26 protein-coding genes are annotated in these 25437 nt (G+C 67.2%); 14 read left to right on the forward strand and 12 right to left on the reverse strand.

The features are described from left to right. Together hutG and HA630_RS08455 are read right to left on the reverse strand one after the other, a co-directional pair. Positions 1 to 788: N-formylglutamate deformylase (gene hutG / locus HA630_RS08450; RefSeq protein ID WP_166834072.1), on the reverse strand; the 788-nt coding region annotated here is incomplete at its 3' end. Further along, positions 785 to 1810 (reverse strand): LysR family transcriptional regulator, encoded by a 1026-nt coding sequence (locus HA630_RS08455; RefSeq protein ID WP_243855415.1) that lies wholly within the window; start codon positions 1808 to 1810, stop codon positions 785 to 787. The genes hutG and HA630_RS08455, both read right to left, overlap by 4 nt. Before the next feature lie 149 nt (positions 1811 to 1959). Here HA630_RS08455 and HA630_RS08460 point away from each other — a divergent pair, with 149 nt between their 5' ends. Genes HA630_RS08460 through HA630_RS08475 form a run of 4 tightly spaced genes read left to right on the forward strand, consistent with a single transcriptional unit; the run spans position 1960 to position 5473 of the window. Beyond that, positions 1960 to 3144, forward strand: a complete 1185-nt coding sequence (locus HA630_RS08460) for an FAD-binding oxidoreductase (RefSeq protein WP_166834069.1) — start codon at positions 1960 to 1962, stop codon at positions 3142 to 3144. 14 nt (positions 3145 to 3158) lie between these two features. Continuing rightward, positions 3159 to 3920, forward strand: a complete 762-nt coding sequence (locus tag HA630_RS08465) for an electron transfer flavoprotein subunit beta/FixA family protein (protein WP_166834067.1) — start codon at positions 3159 to 3161, stop codon at positions 3918 to 3920. 21 nt (positions 3921 to 3941) lie between these two features. Then, entirely contained in the window at positions 3942 to 4895 is a 954-nt protein-coding gene (locus HA630_RS08470) for an electron transfer flavoprotein subunit alpha/FixB family protein (protein ID WP_166834065.1), read from the forward strand. Then, a complete protein-coding gene (locus HA630_RS08475) occupies positions 4892 to 5473 on the forward strand; it encodes a HutD family protein (RefSeq protein ID WP_166834063.1) in 582 nt (193 codons plus the stop codon). The genes HA630_RS08470 and HA630_RS08475 overlap by 4 nt, the downstream gene beginning before the upstream one ends. Before the next feature lie 27 nt (positions 5474 to 5500). Here the strand turns inward: HA630_RS08475 and HA630_RS08480 are convergent, their stop codons facing one another. Further along, a complete protein-coding gene (locus HA630_RS08480) occupies positions 5501 to 6103 on the reverse strand; it encodes an XRE family transcriptional regulator (protein ID WP_166834061.1) in 603 nt (200 codons plus the stop codon). Positions 6104 to 6275: 172 nt separating this feature from the next. On the opposite strand from HA630_RS08480, the gene glnT reads away from it, so the two are divergent. Genes glnT through folD form a run of 10 tightly spaced genes read left to right on the forward strand, consistent with a single transcriptional unit; the run spans position 6276 to position 16255 of the window. Continuing rightward, a complete protein-coding gene (gene glnT / locus HA630_RS08485) occupies positions 6276 to 7673 on the forward strand; it encodes a type III glutamate--ammonia ligase (RefSeq protein ID WP_243855417.1) in 1398 nt (465 codons plus the stop codon). An 11-nt stretch (positions 7674 to 7684) separates the two neighbouring features. Continuing rightward, the gene (locus HA630_RS08490; protein ID WP_166834059.1) at positions 7685 to 8593 is read left to right on the forward strand and encodes a class II glutamine amidotransferase; all 909 of its coding nucleotides are present in this window, start codon (positions 7685 to 7687) and stop codon (positions 8591 to 8593) included. Continuing rightward, positions 8581 to 9270 (forward strand): protein glxC, encoded by a 690-nt coding sequence (locus HA630_RS08495; RefSeq protein WP_166834057.1) that lies wholly within the window; start codon positions 8581 to 8583, stop codon positions 9268 to 9270. Before HA630_RS08490 ends, HA630_RS08495 begins: the two co-directional genes overlap by 13 nt. Positions 9271 to 9279: 9 nt before the next feature. Beyond that, positions 9280 to 10644, forward strand: coding sequence for an FMN-binding glutamate synthase family protein (locus HA630_RS08500; RefSeq protein ID WP_166834056.1), 1365 nt, complete (start codon positions 9280 to 9282; stop codon positions 10642 to 10644). A gap of 13 nt (positions 10645 to 10657) precedes the next feature. Next, on the forward strand, positions 10658 to 11236 hold the full coding sequence (locus HA630_RS08505; RefSeq protein ID WP_166834054.1) for a dimethylamine monooxygenase subunit DmmA family protein: 579 nt from the start codon (positions 10658 to 10660) through the stop codon (positions 11234 to 11236). Next, entirely contained in the window at positions 11233 to 12183 is a 951-nt protein-coding gene (locus HA630_RS08510) for a PDR/VanB family oxidoreductase (protein ID WP_208300033.1), read from the forward strand. The genes HA630_RS08505 and HA630_RS08510 overlap by 4 nt, the downstream gene beginning before the upstream one ends. 25 nt (positions 12184 to 12208) lie before the next feature. Continuing rightward, positions 12209 to 13288: a DUF3445 domain-containing protein gene (locus tag HA630_RS08515; protein WP_166834052.1), complete on the forward strand. Its 1080-nt coding sequence runs from the start codon at positions 12209 to 12211 to the stop codon at positions 13286 to 13288. Between the two features lie 44 nt (positions 13289 to 13332). Next, positions 13333 to 14463 carry an aminomethyltransferase family protein gene (locus tag HA630_RS08520; RefSeq protein ID WP_166834050.1) on the forward strand — a complete coding sequence of 377 codons (1131 nt, stop codon included), beginning with the start codon at positions 13333 to 13335 and terminating at the stop codon, positions 14461 to 14463. A gap of 13 nt (positions 14464 to 14476) precedes the next feature. Next, a complete protein-coding gene (gene purU / locus HA630_RS08525) occupies positions 14477 to 15340 on the forward strand; it encodes a formyltetrahydrofolate deformylase (protein ID WP_166834048.1) in 864 nt (287 codons plus the stop codon). A 9-nt stretch (positions 15341 to 15349) separates the two neighbouring features. Continuing rightward, positions 15350 to 16255, forward strand: a complete 906-nt coding sequence (folD, locus tag HA630_RS08530; RefSeq protein WP_166834087.1) for a bifunctional methylenetetrahydrofolate dehydrogenase/methenyltetrahydrofolate cyclohydrolase FolD — start codon at positions 15350 to 15352, stop codon at positions 16253 to 16255. 13 nt (positions 16256 to 16268) lie between these two features. On the opposite strand, the gene HA630_RS08535 is transcribed toward folD, so the two are convergent. The 9 genes from HA630_RS08535 to HA630_RS08575 all read right to left on the reverse strand — a co-directional run bounded on the left by HA630_RS08535 (position 16269) and on the right by HA630_RS08575 (position 25091). Next, on the reverse strand, positions 16269 to 18335 hold the full coding sequence (locus tag HA630_RS08535; RefSeq protein ID WP_166834089.1) for a bifunctional diguanylate cyclase/phosphodiesterase: 2067 nt from the start codon (positions 18333 to 18335) through the stop codon (positions 16269 to 16271). Positions 18336 to 19150: 815 nt separating this feature from the next. Beyond that, positions 19151 to 20209, reverse strand: a complete 1059-nt coding sequence (locus tag HA630_RS08540) for a type II toxin-antitoxin system HipA family toxin (protein WP_166833977.1) — start codon at positions 20207 to 20209, stop codon at positions 19151 to 19153. A 284-nt stretch (positions 20210 to 20493) separates the two neighbouring features. Further along, complete coding sequence (locus tag HA630_RS08545; RefSeq protein ID WP_166833975.1) at positions 20494 to 20817, reverse strand: helix-turn-helix domain-containing protein; 324 nt, start codon at positions 20815 to 20817, stop codon at positions 20494 to 20496. Positions 20818 to 21232: 415 nt separating this feature from the next. Continuing rightward, positions 21233 to 21574, reverse strand: coding sequence for a DNA-binding transcriptional regulator (locus HA630_RS08550; protein ID WP_166833973.1), 342 nt, complete (start codon positions 21572 to 21574; stop codon positions 21233 to 21235). Further along, positions 21564 to 21941, reverse strand: a complete 378-nt coding sequence (locus HA630_RS08555) for a type II toxin-antitoxin system RelE/ParE family toxin (protein WP_166833971.1) — start codon at positions 21939 to 21941, stop codon at positions 21564 to 21566. Before HA630_RS08555 ends, HA630_RS08550 begins: the two co-directional genes overlap by 11 nt. Positions 21942 to 22128: 187 nt before the next feature. Further along, entirely contained in the window at positions 22129 to 22794 is a 666-nt protein-coding gene (locus HA630_RS08560; RefSeq protein WP_166833969.1) for a nucleotidyl transferase AbiEii/AbiGii toxin family protein, read from the reverse strand. Further along, positions 22791 to 23273 (reverse strand): helix-turn-helix transcriptional regulator, encoded by a 483-nt coding sequence (locus tag HA630_RS08565; RefSeq protein WP_166833967.1) that lies wholly within the window; start codon positions 23271 to 23273, stop codon positions 22791 to 22793. The genes HA630_RS08560 and HA630_RS08565 overlap by 4 nt, the downstream gene beginning before the upstream one ends. Before the next feature lie 160 nt (positions 23274 to 23433). Continuing rightward, a complete protein-coding gene (locus HA630_RS08570; RefSeq protein ID WP_166833965.1) occupies positions 23434 to 24753 on the reverse strand; it encodes a type II toxin-antitoxin system HipA family toxin in 1320 nt (439 codons plus the stop codon). Beyond that, positions 24750 to 25091, reverse strand: coding sequence for a helix-turn-helix domain-containing protein (locus tag HA630_RS08575; protein WP_166833964.1), 342 nt, complete (start codon positions 25089 to 25091; stop codon positions 24750 to 24752). The genes HA630_RS08570 and HA630_RS08575 overlap by 4 nt, the downstream gene beginning before the upstream one ends. Between the last annotated feature and the right edge of the window lie 346 nt (positions 25092 to 25437).

Below are 25437 nucleotides of genomic sequence, written 5' to 3' on the forward strand. Positions count from 1 at the left end.
CGCTGCAGCATGCGCTGCAGCAGCGGCTGCACCGAGGTGGCCAGGTGCTCCAGGTAGGGGAAAGGCGGGGTTTCCTGCATGTAGAGGTCCTGCCCCATTTCCAGCTGAATGGCGTGCACCCCATGGGCCGGCACGCCGTAGTGGCGGGTGATGTAGCCGCCCTTGAAGCGGCCATTGACCACGTGGCTGAAGGGGCTCTGGCGGGCCTCGTCCACCACCGCGTCCAGCAGGGCCGGCGCGCAACTGCGCCCGTCGGCGGTGCCGAAGTTGAGGTCGGGCAGCTTGCCCTCGAACAGGCGCGGCAGCACACTGGCGATGGAATGGGCGTCCCACAACAGCACCGCGCCGTGTTGGGCGCGCAGCCGGTCCAGCTCGCCGCGCAGCGCGTCGTGGTAGGGGCGCCAGTAGCGCGCCAGCCGGTCGGCCTGCTGGGCGTCGTCCGGGGCCGGAGCCGCGCCGTAGAGCGGTTCGCCGCGGAAGGTTTCGGTCGGGCACAGGCCGGTGGTGGTCTGGCCCGGGTAGAGGCTTTCGCCACCGGGCGGGCGGTTGAGGTCGATCACGTAACGCGACACCTTGGCCTGCAGCACCGAGGCGCCCAGGCCCCGGGCGAAGGCGTAGAGCCGGTCCAGGTGCCAGTCGGTGTCCTGCAGCACCGGGGCGGTGTCGGTCATGCCGGCGGCGAACTCGGGCGGCAGTTCGGTGCCCAGGTGCGGGATGGAGATGAGCAGCGGCAGGTGGCCGCGCTGCAGGGTGTAGGTGGGGGTGTCGTCGAGGGCGTCGGGGGTCATGGGGGGCTTTCTTCGTCGGGACAAGACAGGGCGTCGGCCGGCAGGCCGGGCATGGCGCGGTGGATGGCCACGGCCGTGTCCTGGCGGATCACGTCGCGGGCGATGCGGGCGATGTGGGCGTCCAGGCCGGCCCATTCGTCCTCCCGCGCCAACAGGAAAAAATGGCGCTGGCCCAGCCGGGTGGCGGGCAGGGGCAACACCACCACCTCGTCCAGGTGGTGGCGCGACTGCCACAGGCACAAGGGGGTGGACAGGGCCCAGCCCAGGCCCGAGGCCACCAGGCTGAGCAGCGGGTCGGTGGCGTCGAACTCGCAGGCGCGCGGGGCCTGCACGCCGGCGTGGCGCAGGAAGCGTTCGATCTGCTGGCCGATCACCGAACGCTGGCTGTAGCGGATCAGGGGCAGGCCGCCAGGCAGCTCGGCCAGTTCGCGCACCGAGGCCAGGGGCCGCACCGGGTGCGCCTTGGGGAACACCGCCACCCAGGACTCGGAAAACAGCAGGCGCTGGGTGATGCGCGGGTCGTCGATGGCGGAATCGGTGCAGATGGCGAAGTCGAGTTCGCGCCCGCGCAACTGCTGCGTCAGCGCCGGCGTCAGGCCCGACCACATCAGCATCTGCTGGGCCGAGCCCGACAGCGCACGGATCAGGCTGGGGCCGACGGTGGCGGCGAAGGAATCGACGCAGCCGAGGTGGATCTGGGCGTGCGCCTGGCGGGCGCTGGCGCGCACCTGGTCGACCAGGGTGCGCGCCTGGGCCAGCAGCCGGCTGGCGCGCTCGCGCAGCACCTGCCCGGCGTGGGTGGGCACGGCGGGGCGCACCTCGCGGTCCAGCAGCGGTGTGCCCAGGTCGGCCTCCAGGGTCTTGACGGCCTGGCTGAGCGCGCTCTGGCTCACACCGAGCTGCTGCGCGGCCAGCGCCATGGAGCCGGCGTCGCAAACGGCGACGAAGGCTTCCAGTGCCTGCAGGTCGGGCAGGACGCGCGAACGGCGGGGCGGGCGGGGGCCGGCGGAGCGGGGAGACATGGTGCGCATGGTGTCAGGTTCGGCCGCAGGCGGCCACAAATTCAGAAAAACCAAAACATAGCATCGAAATGGCTTCAGTTGTGTGGCGCCCGGTGGGGGCCGCCTAAGCTGCAGCCATCGCCAACCTTTTTCCACACAGAAAGCCCCCCATGCAAAGCTATGACGCCATCGTGATCGGCGCCGGTGTGATCGGCAGTTCGGTCGCCTACCACCTCGCCCGCCTGGGCGCCAAAAATGTGCTGGTGCTCGACCGGTCGCAGATCGGCGCCGGCACCAGCACCCAGTCCTCCGGCATCCTGCGCACCCACTATTCGGTGATCGAAAACGTGGAACTGGCCAAGAAATCCTGGTCGGTGTTCCAGGACTTCGCCGGCTACCTGGGCGACGAAGAGGCCTCGGCCGGCTTGGTGAAATGCGGCTACCTCATCTGCGCCCCCGAGGGCCCGAAGCTGGAACCGCTGCGCGCGGCCCTGGCGGGCCAGGAACGCATGGGCGTGGAGGTGCGCCTGATCGACCAGGCGGAAGCGCGCACCCGACTGCCCATCGCCCAGTTCGACGACGCGGCGCTGATCGGCTTTGAACCGGAAGCCGGCTTCGCCGACGCCTACCTGGTGGCCACCGGCTTTGCCCGCGCCGCGCGCCGCCTGGGCGTCAAGATCATGGAAGGCGTGAACGTGGAGCGCCTGCTGCTGGACGGCGGCCGCGTGGTCGGCGTGGAAACCAGCCAGGGCACCTTCCACAGCGACACCGTCATCAGCACCCAGAACATCTGGGCCACCGACATCGAAAAATGGACCGGCGTGCCCACGCCCGTCAAGGCCGAACGCCACGCCGTGCTGGCCCTGGAGGGCCCCGAGGCCTACAGCTTCCAGATGCCGGTGTTCAAGGACCTGGGCTCGCCCGGCATGCTGTACTGCCGCAGCTACGGCGGCAACCAGATGCTGGTGAGCGAAGGCACGGTGGGCGAGACCCTGGCCGCGCCCGACAACGAGCAGGGCGACATCTCCATGGACTACGTGGTGGAGGTGGGCGGCCAGGTGGCCGAGCGCTTCCCGTCCTTCGGCGAAGCCGGCCTGGCTTCGTCCTGGACCGGCGTTTACGACGTCACGCCCGACTGGAACCCGGTGCTGGGCCGCCTGCCCGACGTGCCCGGGTTGGTGGTGGGCTACGGCTTCTCCGGCCACGGCTTCAAGCTGTCGCCGGGCGTGGGCCTGGTGCTGGCGCAGGAAGCGCTGGGCCTGCCGACCGAGGTGCCGCTGACCCCCTACGCCCACGAGCGTTTCCGCAGCGGCCAGCTGCTGACCGGCCGCTACGGACTGGGCGCCGTGTCCTGATCCGGAGGCCCACCATGCATGTACTGGTTTTTGTCAAGCGCGTGGTCGACTACAACGTCAAGGTGCGGGTGCGCAGCGACGGCACCGGTGTGGACACCGCCGGGCTCAAAATGTCCCTGAACCCCTTTGACGAGGTGGCGGTGGAGCAGGCGGTGCGTTGGCGCCAGGCGGGTGTGGCCAGCCAGGTCACGGTGGTGGCCTGCGGCCAGCCGGTGGTGCAGGACGTGCTGCGCACCGCCCTGGCCATGGGCGCCGACCGCGCCCTGCTGCTGGACCCCGGCAGCGCCGCGCCCGACGGCCCGGCCGTGCTGGCCGGCCTGGCCGCGCTGGTGCAGCGTGAGGGCGTGGACCTGCTGCTGTGCGGCAAACAAGCCATCGACGACGACCTGGGCGACACCGCCCCGGCCCTGGCCGCCCTGCTGGACTGGCCGCAGGCGCTGTCGGTCAACCGCGTCGAATGGACCGACGGCGGCCTGCGTGCGGACTGCGACGGCGACCTGGGCCTGGAACAGTGGCGCCTGCCGCTGCCCGCCGTGCTGGGCGTGGACCTGCGCCTGTGCGACCCGCGCCCCATCGGCCTGCCCAGCATGATGAAGGCCAAGAAAGCCCCCATCGACACGGTGGCGCTGGCCGACCTGGCCGCCGACACCCCGGCCCACTGCAGCGTTGCCGCCTGCACCACCCCGCCCGCCCGCGCCGCCGGCCAACGCCTGGCCGACCTGCCGCAACTGCTGGCCCAGCTGCGCCAGCTGCCCGCCCTGCAACCCGGCGCCTGAAGCGCCCCAGGAACCCGTCCCATGACCACCCTCGTCCTCGTCGAACACGACGGCCAACACCCCGAACCCGCCAGCCAGCAACTGCTGGCCGCGGCCCTGCAACTGGGCGACCCGGTGCACCTGCTGGTGCTGGGCGCCCAGGGCGCGGCCGTGGCCCAGGCGGTGGCCGGCTGGGCCGGCGTCGGCCAGGTGCTGCTGGCCGAACACCCGCAGTGGGCCGCCCCGTCGGCCGAAACGCTGGCGCGCCAGCTGGAAGCGCTGATGCCTGGCTACCGCACCCTGCTGGCCAGCCACCGCGCGCTGCACCGGGGCGCCCTGCCCCGCGCCGCCGCCCGGCTGCAAGCCGCCTACCTGAGCGACGTGCTGGCGCTGCCCGCCCCCGACCGCTTCGTGCGCCCCCTGTACGCCGGCAGCGTGCTGGCCGAGGTGCAGACCCACAGCGCGCGCCGCCTGCTCACCGTGCGCCCGGCCGGCTTCGCCGCGGCCAGCGGCACGCAAACGCCCTGCCCGGTGGTGGCGCTGGCCTCGGTCGAACCCGACGCCCGCACCCAGTTGGAGCGGCGCGACGCGGCCAGCAGCAGCCGCCCCGACCTGGGCCGCGCCCGGGTGGTGGTGGCCGCCGGCCGCGGCGTGGGCGCGCGCGAACACATGGGCCTGGTCGAGCAGCTGGCCGACCACCTGGGCGGCGCGGTCGGCGCCTCGCGCGCGGCGGTGGACGCCGGCTTCGCCCCCAACGCCATCCAGATCGGCCAGACCGGCAAGACCGTGGCGCCCGACGTCTACCTGGCCTTCGGCATCTCCGGGGCGATCCAGCACCTGGCCGGCATCAAGGACGCGGGCGTCATCGTCGCCGTGAACAAAGACCCGGACGCGCCCATCTTCTCGGTGGCCGACCTGGGCCTGGTGGGCGACCTGTTCGAGGCGCTGCCGGCCCTGACCGCCGGCCTGCCGGCTGCCCCCACGGGGGCCGCATGAGCGTGGGCCCCGCCCCCTGGCGGCGTTTTGCCATCGAGGACCTGCCGCGCGAACCCTGGCGCAACGGCGCGGGCTGGACCCGCACCGTGGCCAGCCACAGCGAGCAGGACACCTTGTGCTGGCGCGTCAGCGTGGCCGACATCGGCGCCGCCGGGCCGTTTTCCGTGTTCGACGGCCTGGACCGCACCGCGGTCATGGTCTGCGGCGCCGGCCTGCGGCTGGCGGGCGAAGGCCAGGCCTGGCACTTTGAAGGCCCTGGCGCCTACGCCCAGTTCCCGGGCGAACTGGCACTGGCCTGCGACGCCCCGCGCGTGCCCACCCAGCTCTGGAACGTGATGGTGCGCCGTGGCCGGGCCCAGGCCGACCTGCTCATCGCCGAGGGCGACACGGTGGCACTGCCCCAAGCGCCCGACGTGCTGGCGCTGGTGCTGCGCGGCCACTTCCAGACCCACGGGGCCGACACCGGGTCGCTGACCCTGGGCACCGGCGAAGTCCTGCACCTGCACGGCCCGCTCGCCCCCACCCGACTCTTCCCCACCGGGCCCGACGGCCTGCTGCTCGTCACCGCCCTGCGCTGAGGCGCCGGGCCCCTCGGTGCCCTGGCTTCATTCCGCGCTGCGCGGGTAGACGATGAAGGACAGGAACTTGATCGGGCACTTCACCAGCTTTTCCGGCCCGTGCGCCACCTCCCCCTGAAACGTCAGCGCATCGCCCGGCTCCAGCAGGTAGGTGTCGTGGCCACAGCGGTACTCCAGCTGGCCCTCCAGCATGTACAGCAGCTCCGTGCCCGGGTGCTGGAAGGTGGGGTAGTGCTCCGAATCGTCGTCCATGGTGATCAGAAAGGGCTCGAACAACTTGATCGGGCCCTGGTCGTAGGCCAGCAGCTGGTAGGTGTGCCCGCTTTTGGTGCCGCGGCGCACCACTTCCATGCCCGCGCCCTTTTTGATGTGCTGGGCGGTGTTGACCGACACGTCGTACTTGCTGAACAGCATGGACATGGACACCCCGAGCGCGCGCGCGATGCGCGCCAAGGTGTCCATGCCGGCCGAGGTCTGGCCGTTCTCGATCTTGGACAGCATGCCCCGGCTGATGCTGGCCTGCTCCGACACCTGCGCGATCGTCAGCCCGTGGCGCTGGCGCAGTTCCTTGATGGCGGAACCGACCGCTTCCTCCAGCGAAACGGCGGGTTTTTCAGCGGTTTTGTTCATCGGCCTCTCCTTGACGGTCGTTCCAAAAAGTGTAGGCGCTCGGCACCCACGAAATATTCACATCAGGCACAAATGTTGCATTACAAGAAACATCGACAGCGGTCATGCACCAATGCCGACACCTGGTCCCCCGATCGTTCGCCGCCCCCATGCCTCACACAGGAGCTCAGCCTTGAACACACTTGCCACCCCTTTCGCCAACCCCTTCGACCCGGGGGCCCTGGTGCCCCCCAAGCGCTTTGAGCGCGTGGAAGACGCCCAAAGCTACCTCAAATCCCAGGGCGTGGCCTATGTGCTGGCCCAGTTCGTGGACATCCACGGCGTGGCCAAGGCCAAGTCGGTGCCGGTGGACCATTTGAACACCGTCATGACCGATGGCGCGGGCTTCGCCGGCTTTGCCATCTGCGGCGTGGGCATCGAGCCACACGGCCCCGACTTCATGGCCGTGGGCGACCTGTCCACCGTTTCGCTGGTGCCCTGGCAACCCGGGCTGGCGCGCATCGTCTGCGAAGGCCACGTCGAGGGCGAGCCCTGGGCCTACGACAGCCGCGTGGTGCTGAAAAAGCAAGTGGCGCGCCTGGCCGAACAGGGCCTGACCATGTTCACCGGCCTGGAACCCGAGTTCTCGCTGCTGCGCCGCCACGCCGACGGCAGCATCGTGCCCCACGACGCCAGCGACACCCTGGCCAAGCCCTGCTACGACTACAAGGGCCTGTCGCGTACCCGGGTGTTTCTGGAAAAGCTCTCCGACGCCATGCGCGCCACCGGCATCGACGTCTACCAGATCGACCACGAGGACGCCAACGGCCAGTTCGAACTGAACTACACCTACGCCGACTGCCTGACCTCCTGCGACCACTTCGTCTTCTTCAAGATGGCCGCCAGCGAGATCGCCAACGAACTCGGCCTGATCTGCTCCTTCATGCCCAAGCCCTTCGCCAACCGGCCGGGCAACGGCATGCACATGCACCTGTCCATCGGCGACGGCCAGCGCAACCTGTTCCAGGACAAGGCCGACCCGAACGGGCTGGAACTCTCGCCCATGGCCTACCAGTTCATGGCCGGCCTGCTGCACCACGCACCGGCACTGACCGCCCTGTGCGCACCCACCGTCAACTCCTACAAGCGCCTGGTGGTGGGCCGTTCGCTGACCGGCGCCACCTGGGCCCCGGCCTACATCAGCTACGGCGACAACAACCGCTCGACCATGGTGCGCATCCCCAAGGGCCGGCTGGAACTGCGCCTGCCCGACGGCGCCTGCAACCCCTACCTGGCCACGGCCGCCGTCATCGCCGCGGGCATGGACGGCATCGCCAAGGGCATGGACCCGGGCGTGCCGCGCAACGTCAACCTGTACGAGTGGAGCGAGGCGCAACTGGCCGAAGCCGGCATCGGCCTGCTGCCGCAGAACCTGAACGCCGCGCTCGACGCGCTGGAGGCCGACACCGTCATCCGCGAGGCGCTTGGGCCGGTCACGGGCGAGTTCCTCAAACACAAGCGCATGGAGTGGATCGAGTACATGCGCCACGTCTCCGAGTGGGAAGTCAAGCAATACCTGGAATTTTTCTGAAGGAAGCAACCATGTGTGGAATTGTGGGTTTGTTGTTGAAAAAGCCGGCGCTGTACAGCCGCCTGGGCGAATTGATGGTGCCGATGCTGATCGGCATGACCGAGCGCGGCCCGGACTCGGCCGGCATGGCCGTGTTCGGCCAGCCCTTGCCGGAAGGCCAGCGCAAGATCAGCGTCTATTCGGGCCTGACCGAAGCCGGCGCCGCCTACGACTGGATAGGCCTGGCCGATGCCCTGAACGCGGCCCTGGGCGTGCACGCCCACGTCGTGGCCAAGGGCAACCACGCCGTGTTCACTTTTGACGGCCCGGCCGAACCGGTCCAGGCCTTTGTGCAAGCGCAGGACGCCAAGCTGCACCTGCTGTCCACCGGCCGCGGCATCGAGCTGTACAAGGACATCGGCACCCCGGCCGAGGTGGCGCAGCGCTACGACTTCGGCGCGCTCACCGGCAGCCACCTGGTGGGCCACACCCGCATGGCCACCGAATCGGCCGTCACGCCCGACCGCGCCCACCCCTTCACCGCCGGCGAGGACTTCTGCCTGGTGCACAACGGCTCGCTGTCCAACCCCAACGGCATCCGCCGCATGCTGGAGCCGCGCGGCATCCGCTTCGAGACCGACAACGACACCGAGGCCGCCTGCCGCTTCCTGGAGTGGCGCCTGCGCGAGGGCGACACCCTGCACGCGGCGCTGCAAAAGGGCTTCGAGGCGCTGGACGGCTTCTTCACCTTCCTCATGGGCACGCCGACCGAGCTGGCCCTGATCCGCGACCCCTTCGCCTGCAAGCCGGCGGTGGTGGCCGAAACCGACGACTACGTCGCCATCGCCTCCGAATTCCGCTCGCTCGCGCACCTGCCGGACGTCAAGCACGCCACGGTTTTTGAACCCGCACCCGAGGAGATGTACGTATGGAAAATCTGACCTTTGACCTGAGCGCGCGCACCGTCCGCGAGCTCAACCAGCACCTGCACGGCACGCCCGAATCGCTGGCCGGCCAGCACATCACCGTGCTCAACCCGGACGGCGCGCACAACATCGCGGTCGGCATCAACGCCCCGGTGCAGGTCACCGTGGTGGGCCATGCCGGCTACTACGCCGCGGGCATGAACAAGTTCGCCGACGTCACCATCGAAGGCAGCGCCGGCACCGGCGTGGCCGAGAACATGATGAGCGGCAAAGTCCACGTCAAGGGCTTCGCCTCCAACGGCGCCGGCGCCTCGGCGCACGGCGGCCTGCTGGTGATCGACGGCGACGCCGGCCTGCGCTGCGGCATTTCGCTCAAGGGCGCCGACATCGTGGTCGGCGGTTCCGTGGGCAGCTTCTCGGGCTTCATGGCCCAGGCCGGGCGCATGGTGGTCTGCGGCAACGCCGGCGACGCGCTCGGCGACTCGCTCTACGAGGCGGTGATCTACGTCAAGGGCGAGATCAAGAGCCTGGGCGCCGACGCCCAGCTCGAGCCCCTGGGCGAGGCCGACATCGCCGCGCTGACCGAACTGCTGGCCGCCGCCGGCCTGCACCACGCCCCCCAGGATTTCAAGCGTGTGGCCTCGGCCCGCAGCCTGTACCACTGGAACGCCGACGCCGATCAGACCTATTGAGGAGCCCCCATGAGCACCGAACACCCCATCGCCTTCAAACGCCTGCAGCGCGAAGAGTCCGCCAGTTTCGACCGCAGCACGCTGGACTACATCCACCGCGCCGCCGGCACCGGCCTGTACGAAATCCGCGGCCTGGGCGCCAAGCGCAAGCTGCCGCACTTCGACGACCTGGTCTTCCTCACCGCCTCGCTCTCGCGCTACCCGCTGGAGGGCTACCGCGAAAAGTGCTCCACCAAGACCGTGCTGGGCACCCGCTTCGCCAAAAAGCCCATCGTGCTGGACACCCCGATCACCGTGGCCGGCATGAGCTTCGGCGCGCTGTCGGCCAACGTCAAGGAAGCGCTGGGCAAGGCCGCCACCGCCATGGGCACCAGCACCACCACCGGTGACGGCGGCATGACGTCCGAGGAACGCCAGTCGTCCAAGACGCTGGTGTACCAGTGCCTGCCCTCGCGCTACGGCTTCAACCCCGACGACGTGCGCCGCGCCGACGCCATCGAGGTGGTGCTGGGCCAGGGCGCCAAGCCGGGCGGCGGCGGCATGCTGCTGGGCCAGAAGGTGAACCCGCGCGTGGCCAAGATGCGCACCCTGCCCCAGGGCGTGGACCAGCGCTCGGCCAGCCGCCACCCGGACTGGACCGGCCCGGACGACCTGACCATCAAGATCCAGGAACTGCGCGAACTGACCGACTGGGAAAAGCCCATCTACGTCAAGGTGGGCGCCACCCGCGTTTACAACGACGTCAAGCTGGCGGTCCACGCCGGCGCCGACGTGGTGGTGGTGGACGGCATGCAAGGCGGCACCGCGGCCACCCAGACCTGCTTCATCGAACACGCTGGCATCCCCACGCTGGCGGCGGTGCGCCAGGCCGTGGCCGCGCTGCGCGACCTGGACATGATCGACACGGTGCAGCTCATCGTCTCGGGCGGCATCCGCACCGGGGCCGACGTGGCCAAGGCGCTGGCGCTGGGCGCCGACGCGGTGGCCATCGGCCAGGGCGTGCTGATGGCCCTGGGCTGCAACCGCGACACCTACCAGCAGGGCGGCCAGAACCACAGCGCCGAGGCCGACTACGCCGCGCTGGGCACCCAGGCCGGCTACTGCCACCACTGCCACACCGGCAAGTGCCCGGTGGGCGTGACCACGCAGGACCCGATCCTGGAGCAGCGCCTGGAGCCCGACAACGGCGCCAAGCACGTCAAGAACTACCTCAAGACGCTGACCATGGAGCTGACCACCCTGGCCCGCGCCTGCGGCAAGCAGGACGTGCACCACCTGGAGCCCGAAGACCTGGTGGCGCTGACGGTGGAGGCCGCCGCCATGGCCCAGGTGCCGCTGGCCGGCACCAACTGGATTCCGGGCCAGAACGGCTGACGCGGAGGCCGCCATGACCAACGCCGCTTCCGACATCAAGAGCCGCCCTGTCTACCAGCCCCTGCGGCCGGACGCCACGGCCGTGCGCCACTGGCTGGTGCTGGAGGCGGCGGCCCAGAACGCCGAGGGCTGCCAGGCCCTGGCCGAAGCCTTCGCGCCGGTGGCCGGTGCCTTGCAGGTTTGGTCGGTCGGTGCGCTCGCCCTGGGCCGTCTGCCGGTGTCCGTGCTGGCCGACACGCCCGCCCTGGCGGACGCGCTGGCCCAGACCGGACCGTTCCGCGTCCACGACCGCCTCTATGTGCAGGGCACCGAGCCCTTCATCTGGTCGGTCGCCGCGCTGGCCCGGGCCGCCGGCCTGGCGCCCGAACAGCTGCGCCTGGCCCACGCCGGCAGCCTGCGCCGGCGCGTCTGGTGCACCCACTGCCACGGCGTCACCGAAGGCGTGACCACCCACACCGTGCCCTGCGCCGGCTGCGGCCGGCACCTGCTGGTGCGCGACCACTTTTCCCGCCGTCACGGCGCCTTCATGGGCGTGATGGTCGATGCCGAAGCCCCGGGCCAGCGCCCGGCGGTGCAGGAGGTGTTTCCATGATCGTGTCTGCCCTGAAACTGCGGGTCGCCGCCATCGACGACATCGCGCCCAGCCTGCGCCACCTGCGCCTGGAAGCGGCCGACGGCTCGGCCCTGCCCCCCACCGGCGCCGGCGCGCACGTGCTGCTGAGCCTGCCGGGCGCGGCACGCACCCACCGCAACGCCTACTCGCTGGTCAACCCGCCAGGCACGCGCAGCGGCTACGACGTCATCGTGCGCCGGGTGCCCACCTCGCGCGGCGGCTCGGCCACGGTGCACGAGCGCCTGCGGGTCGGCGACCGGCTAGACGCCCAGCCCCCCGGCAACCTGTTCGCCCCGGTGCGCCCCGCGCGCCACCACCTGATGATCGCCGGCGGCATCGGCATCACGCCCTTCCTGTCCTACCTGCAGGACGCCGGCGTGCGCCAGACCGGCGCCAGCCTGCACGTCTGCTGCCGCGAGTCGGAGAAAGACGTCTTCCAACCCTGGTTGCCCGACGGGGCCGACGTGCGCTTCCACTGGGACGCCGACGGCCACCGGCTCGACACCGCCGCGCTGCTGGCCGACCAGCCGGCCGGCACCCACCTCTACGTCTGCGGCCCCAGCGACCTGAACGACGCGGTGGTGCGAGCCGCCGCGGCCGCCGGCTGGCCAGCCAGCCAGGTCCACACCGAACACTTCGGCGGCGCCAGCGCCGGCGGCAACGCCTTCGAGGCGGTGCTGCACAAATCTGGCCTGCGCCTGCGGGTGGCCGAGGACGAAAGCCTGCTCGAAGCGCTGGAACGCGCCGGCGTGGCCGCACCCTGCCTGTGCCGCGGTGGGGCCTGCGGCGTCTGCATCACCCCGGTGCTCGACGGCGAGCCCGAGCACCGCGACCACTGCCTCAGCCCCGCCGAACGCGCCAGCGGCCGGCTGATCATGCCCTGCGTCTCCCGCGCGCGCAGCCCGCAGCTGGTGCTGGACCTCTGAGTCCACACCCCCACAGGAGCCACCCATGAGCCTCGCCTTCAAGCCCGACGAAACCTTCCGCGGCGACTACACCTACCGCAACAGCGACACCGCCATCCTGCGCTTCCCGTTCCCGTTCCCGGAAGACCGCTACATGTACAGCGTCAACATGGAGCCGCACAACGGCAGCGGGCCGAGCGACGCCTTCGTGCACGCCTTCGACGTGGACGAGCACTACATCGCCGAGTGCCGCGACCGGGCCATCACGCTCGAACGCGACCCCGGCCGCTGCCAAGCGCTGCCGCACATGATGACGGCCCAGTGGGACACGCTGGAGCTGCTGATGGAGAGCCTGTCCCGCGACTACCCGGAACACTTCGCGCTGCAGAAATCCGGCGACGGTTTCGGCGCCAGCTGGACCTGGACCAACCGCCCGCTGGGCCTGGTGCAGACCTTCACCTTCGGCGACGCCGCCACGCTGCCCTGCGAGCCCTTCGAGTACATCACCCGCCAGGTGCAGGGCGACTTCGCCATCTGCGACCAGCGCGACAACAACCTGTTCCTGGACGCCGGCATGGTGACCTCGCAGGCCGACTGGTCGCTGGACTTCAACGTCGGCATGGGCTTCATGGAATGGCACGGCCCGGTGCCGCTGGCGCACCAGGCCGGGGTGTTCGAACGTGCGCTCAAGTACCTGCTGATGGTGCGCCTGGGCCAGCCGGTGCGGCGCCTGAACTGGACCATGACGGTCAACCCGCGGCTCGACACCTCACCCGAAAGCTACCCCGAGTGGGGCCCCGACCGCGCCTCGCTCACGCCCGAGAACATCGGCCGCAAGCTGCACCTGCGGGTGGAACTGCAGACCCTGTGGCGCCTGCCGCGCAGCAACGCCTTGCTGTTCCCAATCCGCGGCTACCTGGCCTCGCTCGACGACCTGGCGCGCGTGCCCAAGTGGGGCAAGCGCCTGCACCGCGTGCTGTCCACCCTGCACCCGGCCCTGGCCGAATACAAGGGCCTGACCCGCTACCTGCCGCTGGCCGTGGCCCACCTGGCCGCCCACGACGACGGCGCGCCGCTGCCCGTGGGCACCCACGCCGACACCGACACCCTGGCCGAAACGGCCTGAGCCCTCCCATTCATTTCCTTCTTTCATCTGCACTGGAGAGACACATGACTTCTTGGCGCATCTCTGCCCTGGCCGACCGCCACCGCGCACTCGGCTCGTCCCTGGCCGACTGGAACGGCATGGGCACGGCCTGGACCTACCGCACCGACCTGGCCGACGAACACGAGGCCATCCGCACCAAGGCCGGCCTGATGGACGTGTCCGGCCTGAAGAAGGTGCACGTCATCGGCCCGCACGCCGAGATGCTCATCAACCACGCCACCACCCGCAACGTCAGCAAGCTCTACCCGGGCAAATCGGTCTACGCCTGCATGCTCAACGAGGACGGCAAGTTCATCGACGACTGCGTCATCTACCGCAACGGCCCCAACGCCTTCATGGTGGTGCACGGCGCCGGCCAGGGCCACGAGATCCTGACCCGCGGCGCGGTCGGCCGCAACGTCTCGGTGCTGTTCGACGACGACCTACACGACCTGTCGCTGCAAGGCCCGCTGGCGGTGGAGTACCTGTCCCAACACGTGCCGGGCATCCGCCAGCTGCCCTACTTTCACCACACCCACACCACGCTGTTCGGCCGCCCGGTCACCATCTCGCGCACCGGTTACACCGGCGAACGCGGCTACGAGATCTTCTGCAAGGCCGCCGACGCGCCCACCATCTGGGACACCATCGTCGAAGAGGGCCAGGCCATGGGCATCGTGCCCTGCGCCTTCACCGCGCTGGACTGGCTGCGCGTGGAAAGCTGCCTGCTGTTCTACCCCTACGACAACTCCGACATGTACCCCATGGAGGGTGAGCCCATTGGCGACACCCTGTGGGAGCTGGGGCTGGACTTCACCGTCTCGCCCGGCAAGACCGAGTTCCGCGGCGCCGCCGAACACTACCGCCTCCAAGGCAAGGAGCGCTTCAAGATCTTCGGCGTCGAACTGGCCAGCAAAGAAGCGGCCCAGGCCGGCGACGCGCTGTACGACGGCGAGCGCAAGGTCGGCTTCGTCACCTGCGGCATGTACTCGCGCCTGACCGGCCGCTCCATGGCCATCGCCCGCCTCGACCCGGCGTACGCGGTGCATGGGAAGGCGATGACCCTGCGCGGTGCCGCGCTGCAGTGCGCCGCCACCGCCCACACCCTGCCCTTCGACGACCCGCAAAAAACCAAGCGCACCGCCAAAGACTGAACAAGGCCCCACCATGAGCACCCCGCCCCGCCGCTACACCCTGTCCCTGTCCTGCCCCGACCGCGTCGGCATCGTCGCCGCCGTCAGCAACTTCCTGGCCCAGCACAACGGCTGGATCACCGAAGCCAGCCACCACGCCGACGCCGAGTCCGCCATGTTCTTCATGCGCCAGGAGATCCTGGCCGACTCGCTGCAACTCGACATCGACGCATTTCGCGCCGCTTTCGCCCAGCTGGCCGAACCCTTTGGCATGCAATGGCGCATCGCCGACAGCGCGCGCAAAAAGCGCGTCGTCATCCTGGTCTCCAAGCAGGAGCATTGCCTGTACGACCTGCTGGGCCGCTGGCAGTCCGGCGAACTGGACATCGACATTCCCTGCGTCATCTCCAACCACGAAACCTTCCGCGGCCTGGTGGAGTGGCACGGCATCCCCTTCCACCACGTGCCGGTCACGCCCGACACCAAGGTCCAGGCCTACGCCGAGGTCGAGCGCCTCTACCGCGAGGCCGACGCCGACGCCATGGTGCTGGCGCGCTACATGCAGATCCTCTCGCCCGACCTGTGCGACAAGTTCCCGGGCCAGATCATCAACATCCACCACAGCTTCCTGCCCAGCTTCATCGGCGCCAAGCCCTACCACCAGGCCTTCCAGCGCGGCGTCAAGCTGATCGGCGCGACCTGCCACTACGTCACCTCCGAACTCGACCAGGGCCCGATCATCGAGCAGGACGTGATCCGCATCGACCACTCCGACGTGCCCGAAGAACTGGTGCGCAGCGGCAAGGACGTGGAGAAGGCGGTGCTGGCGCGCGGCCTGCGCTACCACCTGGAAGACCGCGTGCTGATCCACGGCAACAAGACCGTGGTGTTCCGCTGAGCCCGAGCCATGACCGCCCAGATCATTGACGGCAAGGCGCTGTCGCGGCAGCTGCGTGCAGGTTTCCGCGAACGGGTGGGGCACCTCCAGGCCCAGGGCGTGCAGCCCGGCTTGGCGGTGATCCTGGTGGGCGAGAACCCGGCCTCGCAGGTCTACGTCGGCAACAAGATCAAGGCCTGCGAAGAGTGTGGCGTGCGCTCCCTGCACGTGGGCCTGCCCGCCGACGTGAGCGAGGCCGAGGTGCTGGCCACCATCGAACGCCTGAACGCCGACGAGCAGGTGCACGGCATCCTGGTGCAGCTGCCGCTGCCGCCACACATCCCGGTGGCGCGCGTGCTGGAGGCGATCGCGGTGGACAAGGACGTGGACGGCTTCCACCTCTACAACGTCGGCGCGCTGGTCACCGGCCACAGCATCTTCCCGCCCTGCACCCCCTACGGCGTGCAACTGCTGCTGGACGCCACCGGCACCGATGTGGCCGGCCAGAACGTGGTGGTGGTGGGCGCCAGCAACATCGTCGGCAAGCCCATGGGCCTGATGCTGCTGCAGCGCGAGGCCACGGTCACCATCTGCCACGCCAAAACGCGCGACCTGGCGCAGCACACCATCCTGGCCGACATCCTCATCGTCGCCGCCGGCAAGCCCGGGCTGATCGTGCCGCAGATGGTCAAGCGCGGCGCCATCGTCATCGACGTCGGCATCAACCGCCTGCCGGACGGCCGCATCGTCGGTGACGTGTGCTTCGACGAGGTGAAGGAAAAAGCCTCGTGGATCACCCCGGTGCCCGGCGGCGTGGGCCCGATGACGGTGACCATGCTGATCGAGAACACGCTGCGTTCGGCCGAACGCAGCTTCCCGCTGGCCCGGGGGGACGACCGGCACGGCTGGGACGCCCCGCCGGCTGCGCGGGCTTGAGCCACGGTGTGCCTCAGGCGGGTGGGGACCCCAGGGCCTGGCCCAGGTAAGTCTCCAGCGCCTCGGCGCGCATCGGCTGCGCGTGGAGGTAGCCCTGGATGAAGTCCACCCCCATCGAACACAGGATGTCCTCCTGTGCCGCGGTCTCCACGCCCTCGGCCACCACCTGCAGGCCCAGGCGCTTGGCCAAGCCCACAATGCCCTCGCACAACTGCTGGTCCACGCTGCTGAACGCCAGGGTGTCGACAAAGCCCTTGTCGATCTTCAGGCAGTCCACTGGGTAGCGCTTCAGGTAGTCGAGGGACGAATAGCCGGTGCCAAAGTCGTCCAGCGCCACCTGCACCCCCAGGGCCCGGTAGGCCTTCAGGATGTTTTCCGTCACGCTGGTGCTGCCCACCAGCGAATACTCGGTCACCTCCACGATCAGGTTGCGGCCACAGAGGCCAAACTCGTGGAGGGCCTCGCGCATCTCGTGATGGCACTCCTCAAGGTCGTGGAAGTCGTGCGACGAGCGGTTGACGCTGACCTGGAAATCCATGCCGAAGCGGTGGGTCCAGCGCGCCAGATCGGCCATGGCCTGGCGCAGCACCCAGCGGCTGAGCGGGCGCACCAGGCCGTACTTCTCGGCCAACGGGATGAACACCGCTGGCGACACACGCCCCAGCTCCGGGTGCGTCCAGCGCAACAGGGCCTCGACCTTCACCGGGCGGCCGGTGCGGGCCTCCACCATCGGCTGGTACTCCAGGTGCAACTGGCCTTTTTCCAGGGCCTGGTTCAGGCCTTGGACGATGAAGAAATCCTCCGGCACCTCCTTGCCATGTGGCTGCGAGAAAAATTGCACCCCACCGCTGCCCTTGAGCCGGGCGGTGCGCGCGGCCTGCTCGGCCTTGCGCAGCAGCCCCGCACAGGACTTGCCGTCCTCCGGGTACACCGCCACACCGACGCTGGCCGACAACCGCAGCGGGTGGCCATCCACCTCGGTGATGCCAGCAATGGCCGCCCGGATCTTGTCCACCGCGGTGGCCATGGACGCGGGTTGGCTGAAGCCCTGCAGCAGCACGACGAAATGGTCGGCGTGCAGCCGCCCGATGTCATCGGCCTCGCGCACCACCTCGCGCAGCGTCTGCGCCACCTTCACCAGCACGCGGTCACCCACGTCGGGCGACAGGTGCGCGTTGATGTGGGCGAACCCATTGAGATTGCAATGCACCACCGCGATCGAACGCTGCCGCACCTGTGAGATGCGGATCAGGTCGTCCACCGCGTTGTGGATGCCGGTACGGCTCATGGCCCCGGTCAGGCTGTCGTAGTGCACCGCCTGCCACAGTTGCTGCTCCTGCTGGATTTCCTGGGTCAGGTCGCGCACGATCTTGGAAAACCCGATGATCTCGCCGGTGTCGGTCCTGATGGGCGAGAGCGAAATCGAAGCAAAAATCCGCCGCCCGTCCCGGGTCAGCCGCGTGGTGCGAAAGTGGCGCACCACCCCGCCCGACAGCACGGTGCGCAGCAGCTTGTCTTCTTCGTGCAGGCGCTCTTTCGGGAACAGCAGGCCCACGTGCTGGCCCACCGCCTCCTCGGCGCTGTAGCCAAAAATCCGCTGGGCGCCCGCGTTCCAGGTGCGGATGATGCCCTGCAGGTCCTTGCTGATGATCGCGTCTTCCGACGAGTCGATCAGGGCCTTGTACTGGGCGATTTCGCGCTCGGCCCGCACCTGCTCGGTGATGTCGCGGGCGATCTTGGCCGCCGCCACGACCTGGCCGTGCGGGCCCAGGATGGGGGAGATGGAGACGGAAATGTCCAGCAAGGCGCCACTCTTGTGCAGCCGCTGGGTGCGGAAATGCTCGATGCGCTCGCCCCGGGCCAGGCGGCGCAGGATGTCGTCCTCCTCGTGCACCCGGTCGGGCGGGAAGATCTTGAGCATCTTCTGCCCCACCATCTCATGGGCACTGTGGCCGAAGATCCGGGCCGCGGCCGAGTTCCAAGTCAGCACCGTGCCGTCGAGCGACTTGGTGATGATCGCGTCATCGGACGACTGCACGAGGCTGGCCAGCAAGTCCCGATCGTGAATGGTGTGGGTCATGGCTGCCCCCCGCAGCAATGGCTGGCAGGGCCAGCCGCCCAGAAAAAAACCCAAGTGCATCAGTCACTTGGGTTTAATTGTGGCGGTGGCGGTAGTCACTGGAAAACCGCTCTCAGCCCGATTTTGAGGGAAATTTTGAGATTTTTCACTTTTTCCGCGCCTAAAGGAAGCTTTCAAAAAACGCGCGCGCGTGTGCCCGCGGGCGCGAATACACGAATTTTTGATTTAAGGGTAGCCCCTCCTGTAGTCTCACAAAAAGATACAGGCCCTGAGCGGGTGCGGCCAGCTTGTCGCTGCCTGCGCGATGACACTTGCTGACGATCCTTGACCAGGGAGCACCGCCCCATGCCCAACACCAGAGAATCGGGGGATGCTCGCCAAAACCATCAGGGAAGTATGGCGCTGCCTAGAGGGGACCCATCAACCTCAGCAATGACTGCAACGCATGCTGAAGCTTGAGCGTTATCCAAACGCAAGCGAACTTCGGCAGTTGATCGAGCTGCTTGCAGTGCAGTGCGTGGAGGCACTCGCCACCAACCCAGGGCTGCCCACTGGTCAAGCCAGCCATTGCCAGTGCGGGATGAGCCCACACAGGTGCAGGATCGGGCGTGCCCAGCCTCTGCACAAATGGCTTGCAAAAAGACTAAAGCTGAATGGACGATGCAGGCCTCAAATGATGAGGCCCGGATGACCGACATTGCCCAGAGAACGGCTTCCTGGCTTTAAGCGTTCAAATCCGAACCTTTTGGACTTAAAACCGCCCGTATGTGAGAATTTTGGCTTGGTCATAGTGGCGGGTCGCCAGTGACTTGCACTCACGCCCGCAACATGTGGCGTGCCTGCTGGACATGCACGTTGTTCAGAACCGGCTCCAGCCTAGCGATGTCGGCTCGGCTCATGTTCACGGAGAAATCCCGAGCGCGGTTTTGCCACAGCTGGAGGCAGTTGAGCTGATGGCGCAGTGCAACCCGTGCCTCCTGGTGCCCCAGTTCGAAGGCACTCGCCGCTTGCATCAAGGCTTGCACAGAGCCGCCGGGAGAAGGGGTTGCGTTGTGGCCGATTGACTCGGGCGTGGGAGGGTCCAGGCTGGGCGTCAGACCGCCAGCCGGGGCCAGCCGCCAGCGGTTGTGTCCGACATGAAGGAATCCCACCTTGCGCAGATCGGCATCGGCGTGGTTGATCAGCAGGTCGAAAAGCAGGCGGCGCCAAAGCTCGCGGGCATCGTCGGGGTAGTCTGCACAGTGGATACGCATCGCATCCAGCAGATCGAAACAGCTCATGCCATCGCCCGGCGCGGCTTGCAGCAAGGTATAGGCCGACTGGTAGGGGATGCGTGCACCGTCTGGGCGGCGGTCAAACCGTTCGACCAGCACGATCGGCTCTGACACGGGATGCTTGAGCCTGTGGTCGGCCACCCGTATGCCTGCAGTCCTGGCCAACTGGGCGGTGAGCACTTCCAGCCGGGTAATGGGAAATGTATCCCGATGACTGGGGAACTTGGCGACAGCCAGCTGGCCGTTGTCTTGGAACCAGCTGCATTTGGGCCGTTCACCCCCTAGGGCGGTGGCACTGTAGAGCAACCACAACAACTGGCACAGGTCTTCTTCTTGTCGCTCGAAGGCCTGGATCGCGACGGCGATGCTTTTCAAGCCCAAGTCCCACGGCACCAAAAACCGCTCGCGCTCCAAATTGACACGAGGTGAACCTGCCGGACGAAGCCTCAGGGCTCCCAGCCGGACGCTGTCCAGCACGACCGACAGCGCATCCATGGGGCTGGGCTCGTGCCCGGCAGGAGCAAAAGCGTCCAGCAATCCGCGCGCCTGCGCCCTCCTGAAAACCTTCAAGCCAAAGCCCTGGGCTTGCGTATCCGCCATGGCCCCAAAAACATTGCGGCCATCGCCTCCGGCTGGCTGGGTCCACTGGGTCGACCGTGTCCACCGCAGGTCCGCAGACGCCGAGTAGCCACCGGGCCTCTGGAGCCAACTGTTCATGTACCGAAATGACGAGCAAGGCCCGCCGCGTGTGGTGTGCAGGCACAACTCGCCCAATGACCGGCCTTCGTGACCGATGGAGACGGCCAGACGATTGGCGATGCGGGGGCCACAGGGACCGGTGGGCAAAAACGGGCCCAAGTCTGCAGAGTGCTCGGTGGCGTGCATCACAACTCGCCCTCCTCTTGTCGGGACTGGCGCACGCGCTTGGGCAGGCGTTTGTCCTGGAGCATCAGGCCGATGCGGTCGGTCGGGGTGTCGAGGAGTCCATTGGCGCACTGGATTTCGCCCATGACAAAAAGGACGCTGATGAGGTGCTGCAGCGCGGTGCCGGGGTCACCTTTCTCCAGGCGGCGAACGGTGCTGACCGAAGCGCCTATCTGCTCGGCCAGGTCGGCTTGGCTCCAGTGACGTCGGCGGCGTGCCCGGCCTATGTTGGTGCCCAGTTGCTTGAGCGTGCGCTGGACGGGGGGGGCAAGGGGTGGGGGCATGGTGGTCTCCGTGTCAATCATTGACCAGATTGAAACGTCACGACTCCGCCCTCAGCGCCCCAACCCACCCCACAAGATCACAAAACCATGGCCCAAATTTGAATGACGAGACCGTGTGAACCATCAAATCTGAAGGGTCACATGCCCAGTGCGTTGTCGATGGCACACGCAGTCGGTGCAAGCAACCACTTGGTCAGAGCCTGTGGCGGCGAGTCGTCTGATCTGAGACCGGGCAGGTACCGGCAAGAGCCAATGTGTCCGATCCTCCAGGTCGGTTGAGCGGAACGCATCGGGAACAGACATTGACAGCCGCACCTGACGGTCAAGGCCTGCACGACACGCCGGTCATTGCCCTGCGGTGGCTTCGACAGATCCAATATCCCTGATGGTGTGCAACCGGCCACCGGCACTCGATTTACAGCACGGCCTCCAAGCCCTTGCGCTCTAGCAGGTTGAGCAGCTTGAGTGATGGTCCACTGGGGTGTTTGTCACCCAATTCCCACTTGCGCACCGTGGACGGACTGGTGTTGAGCACCGAAGCCAGCACGGTCTGGCTGAGCTTCAAGTGCTCACGCAAGTTGCGAATGCGTTGGCTGTCGTAATGCGGGATTGGCTCTAGGCACAGGGCTTCCAGTTTTTGCTGCTTTCGCTTGTCAATGAAACCCAGCCGATCCAAGTCGGATGCGGTCTCGTGCACGGCCTCTAGAATCCGACTTTTGACTGGAACCTTGACCTGGGTCTTGGCTTTAGTGTCCATGGCAAATCTCCTGCAAGCTGCCGTCTTCCACGGCGGTGTTCAATTGGATAGCGGTCAGTCCCAGCAAAGAACCCGCCAGGGTCTGCAGCGCTTCCAATTCGGTGGACGTGATGTTGGCGCGCTCGTTCTTCTCAAAGCCGTAGACAAAGAACCAACGGCTGCCTTTGCGGGTGGCCACCAACGTGCGGGCACCGCCACGCTTGCCCCGACCGGGCAACGCCACGCGCTTCTTGACCACGTCGCCGCCCAGTTCGGCGTCGATCAACCCAGCCACCATTTCGTTGACTGCAGCACACAGTGAAGCATCGGTCAGGTCTGACTTTCTCAACCATCGGCTGAAATGGCGAGTTTTGAAGACGCGTCGCATTCAATAATTGTGCCACTTGGTGGCATACATTTCAATCCTTGATCGATGCGAATATTGCTTTGCGGCGTCCACCGCCCTACGCTGAACAGAACTCATGGACCCAGTCGGGAACGAGATGGGTCTTGGTGCAGCTGGGTAGCCATCAACGCATCTACGGAAGTGCCGATCGCGAATATCTCTTTCCAGCTCAAAGCGACCTCAGAAACTCCCCCGCCATCCGCTGTGCCTGATCGTACGTCACCCGGAAGTCCAGGCGGTCGATCGCATCGAACTGCAGCTTCAACACTGCCTTGCGCTGCTCAAGCTGGCTGAGAAACGCCTCGCGGTGGCGGACCAGATATTTCCTGGCACTTTCCAGTGCATGGGGCTCACGTTCAATCACCAAAGCCAAGTCAAACAGGTCTCGCGCCGCTGCGCGATCCCCGCGGTGCCAGAGTTTCTTGGCCACGATTTCCGCAGAGGTCTCCACCCTCACCCGCCGCCCTAGCAACCGCCACAGCTCGAACGGCTCTGCGGTCAGGTTCGGCGAGGCCACAAAGTCAATCTCGCCCTCGGGCCGCAGCAGCTTGATGTACCCTGGTCCTTCGACATAGTCCTGCGTCACGGACTCGGCCACATCACTCAAGCGCGGAGAGACGAAACCCAGATACTGCGGATCGGGCACGAAAATGTCGATGTCCTTGCTGACCCGATGGCGGTGTCGAAGCATCAGCACAGTGCCACCACCAAACGTCCAGACAGGATCGCTGATGCCGTGCTGGGTGATTTCGTCGATCAGGGCATAGGCATGGCGCAGCAGGTCCTGCCAAATGCCTGGTGGCAAGTTGGAGGGCGTTTGCTCACCGGCACTCATGCCCACACCGCCCTTGGCGATTGCAAGTCATGGGCCCACTGCAGCAGATGTTTCCACAGCGTCTTTGCGGGGCAATGGGTGTGGCGTGCGATTTCTTCCACGGCACCCACGATGAGTGGCAACGGTGCTTCATCGAGCAGAGTGGCTACCTGGGGCGTGATGTTGGCCGGCAGTTGCCCCTCCACCAGCGCAGCGGCCAACGCCTCGGGTGTCAGCACGTCTTTGTAGCTCACGCTGGCCGTGCGGCTGGCCAGAGCCAAAGCGTTATCCCGCTTCGGACGTTCTGCGGCATCCATCGTCAGCCCCAGCAGGTCCAGCAGTGCGATGAGCTTGGCGGCACCCAGGTCAACGATCGTGCCGGTTTCCAGTTGGTTGATCGTCGCGCGCGACAAGCTGCTGAGCCGGGCAAGCCTGGCCTGTGACAGGCCCAGGAGCTGACGACGCTGTTTGACGAGTTGGCCTATAGACAGCAAGTTCATGGGCGAATTGGAGCACAGGCAAGATTTTAATGTCAAACATATTCGACATATTTTATAAGACCATGATCATTCAAAAGTGCCTCGGCCCTATCGCGCCCTGGGCAACTCGGCCTCGCGCACCCTTGCCGACTGCTGCAAAACGGTTGCCGGGCAGCGTGTTTTATCCGGCTCGATGGCTTTGGGCTATGGCAGACTTCCGCCTGCGTGAGGGGCTGGAAATCCCCTCGGCTTCCCGCAAGACCGACTCGCTGCTGTCAGAGAGTTGCTCGCTGAGCGCAAAGGCGCTGCGCACCCCCGAGATCGCCTCGGGCGTGACGCCTGCAGCCGCCAGATCACGCTCCCAGCGCTGGGCCACCCGGCCTGCGGCCTGGATCAGCCACTGGGCGGCCTCTGTGGCAGATGCATAGCCCATGCGCAAAGAGGCCTCCAGCAGTCGCTCGACGCTCACGGCCGTACCGCCGCGGATCTCGACCCCCATGCTGAGGGAGCCCCGGTAGCCGACCAGTGGTGTGATGTCGAAGGCTGGGGCCAGGCGCCAAGCCTCCTTGACTCGGTAGAAGGCATGGTTGCGCGGGTGGTCGTCACCGTTGCCGACCAGGGCGTTGAAGCACATGCGGCGCCATAGCTCTCGGATGTCGTTCTGCACATCGTCGCTGTGACGCGACCAGGTCCTGAGCTTGTCGGCCAGTGCCAGGTACGAGCGCGATGGGGCTCCAGCGACAGTGCCGGGCTGCAGTTGCAGCGCCGTGTGAGCGGAGGCATACAGGCGCTTGCAGGGCGCCTTGGGGTCGCCGTGTCGGTCAAAGCGCTGCACCAGGAGGACGGCCACATCGGCGACGGTCTCAAGACGAATGTCCGGGACGGTGATGTCGCACTCGCCCGCCAGGGTCATGCAGACGAATTCCTTCGCCGGCAAAAACGGCATGTCATTGCGGGCCTGCATCTTGGCGATCCAAAGGCGGCCATCGAACTCAACCGTGGCCTTGGGCCTGTCACCACCCGCGCTGGTGGCCATATCGCCCAGCATGTCCTTGATCGCCCTCGCTCTGGGCTGGCCAGCCTCCAGTTGTTCGATGTGGTACTTCAGAGCGTCGAGGCTGTGCGCCTGACTGCGAAGCTTTCTGTCTATGTCGGCGCAGGCCGCAACAGCCCCCGCTGCGTCCCCTGCGCCCAGTTCCAGAAGCTCGATCCGGGTCAGCGTCCTGTCTCGACCATGGAGGTTCTGCAAAAGGTCTTCGCCGTACCCGGCGGGGCAAGCGTCCATGACCACGCCTGGAATGCCCTCTGGAGCGTTCACAGGAACGCCATGGGCGCCCGCCATCCTCAGTGACACCGGATCCAGAGGCGTGGCCTTGGGATGCACCCTGAAGTCCGTGGAGTACAGGAAGCGCCCCCTATGGGACCCTTCGATTCGCAGCTCTCCAGCCAGGATGGGTTCGGTCTCTTCGGGCATCCACACCCAGACGGGGACCGAATTCATCGGGAACTCCCGCGCATCAGATCCCCACGGACAGTGGACGAGGCGGTGGTGGAGCCCATGAGCTTGGTGACCCCCGCCTCTGTGACCATTTCATCGCGGGCAGGGTCCAGCAGGGAATCCACCTGGCCGAGCAGCTGCAGGACATCCAGCAACCGGAAGACATTTCCGATGGACGCACCGGGGTGACCGCCCTCGATGCCCACCACAGTAGAGAGTCCAACGCCCGCGGCTGCAGCCAACTCCGGCTGGGTGTAGCCCCGTGCTTTGCGAGCGATGGCGATGCGGCGACCCAGGTCGAGCATGGCTTGCTCTACGGAAAGGGGGTAAGGCGTGCGCATGATTATGTTATTGGAACACATACCAACAGAAAATGCTCCAAAAACAACATTTATCAACCAACATCCTCTTCGACAGTCTTGCTGGCGGTGCACTCAGCGCGGTACCGCTCTGTGAAGAAGATAAAAGGGCACGTCAAAAGTCGTCGGCCGGAGCCCCCAGCTGCGCGGCCACGTCAGCTTGGCCCCATGGACGTCGGCGGCAAGCACTGCATGTGTGGATACCCAGTTGTCCGAGCGCGCGATGGACGGGCGGCGCATGGGATGAGGGCCTGGTGGACTCCGCACCGAAACGCTCACCAGATTGCATATTCGGAGCACCGCCTTCAGCACACCAACCAACACGATC

The sequence above is a fragment of the Aquabacterium sp. A08 genome (assembly GCF_011742065.1).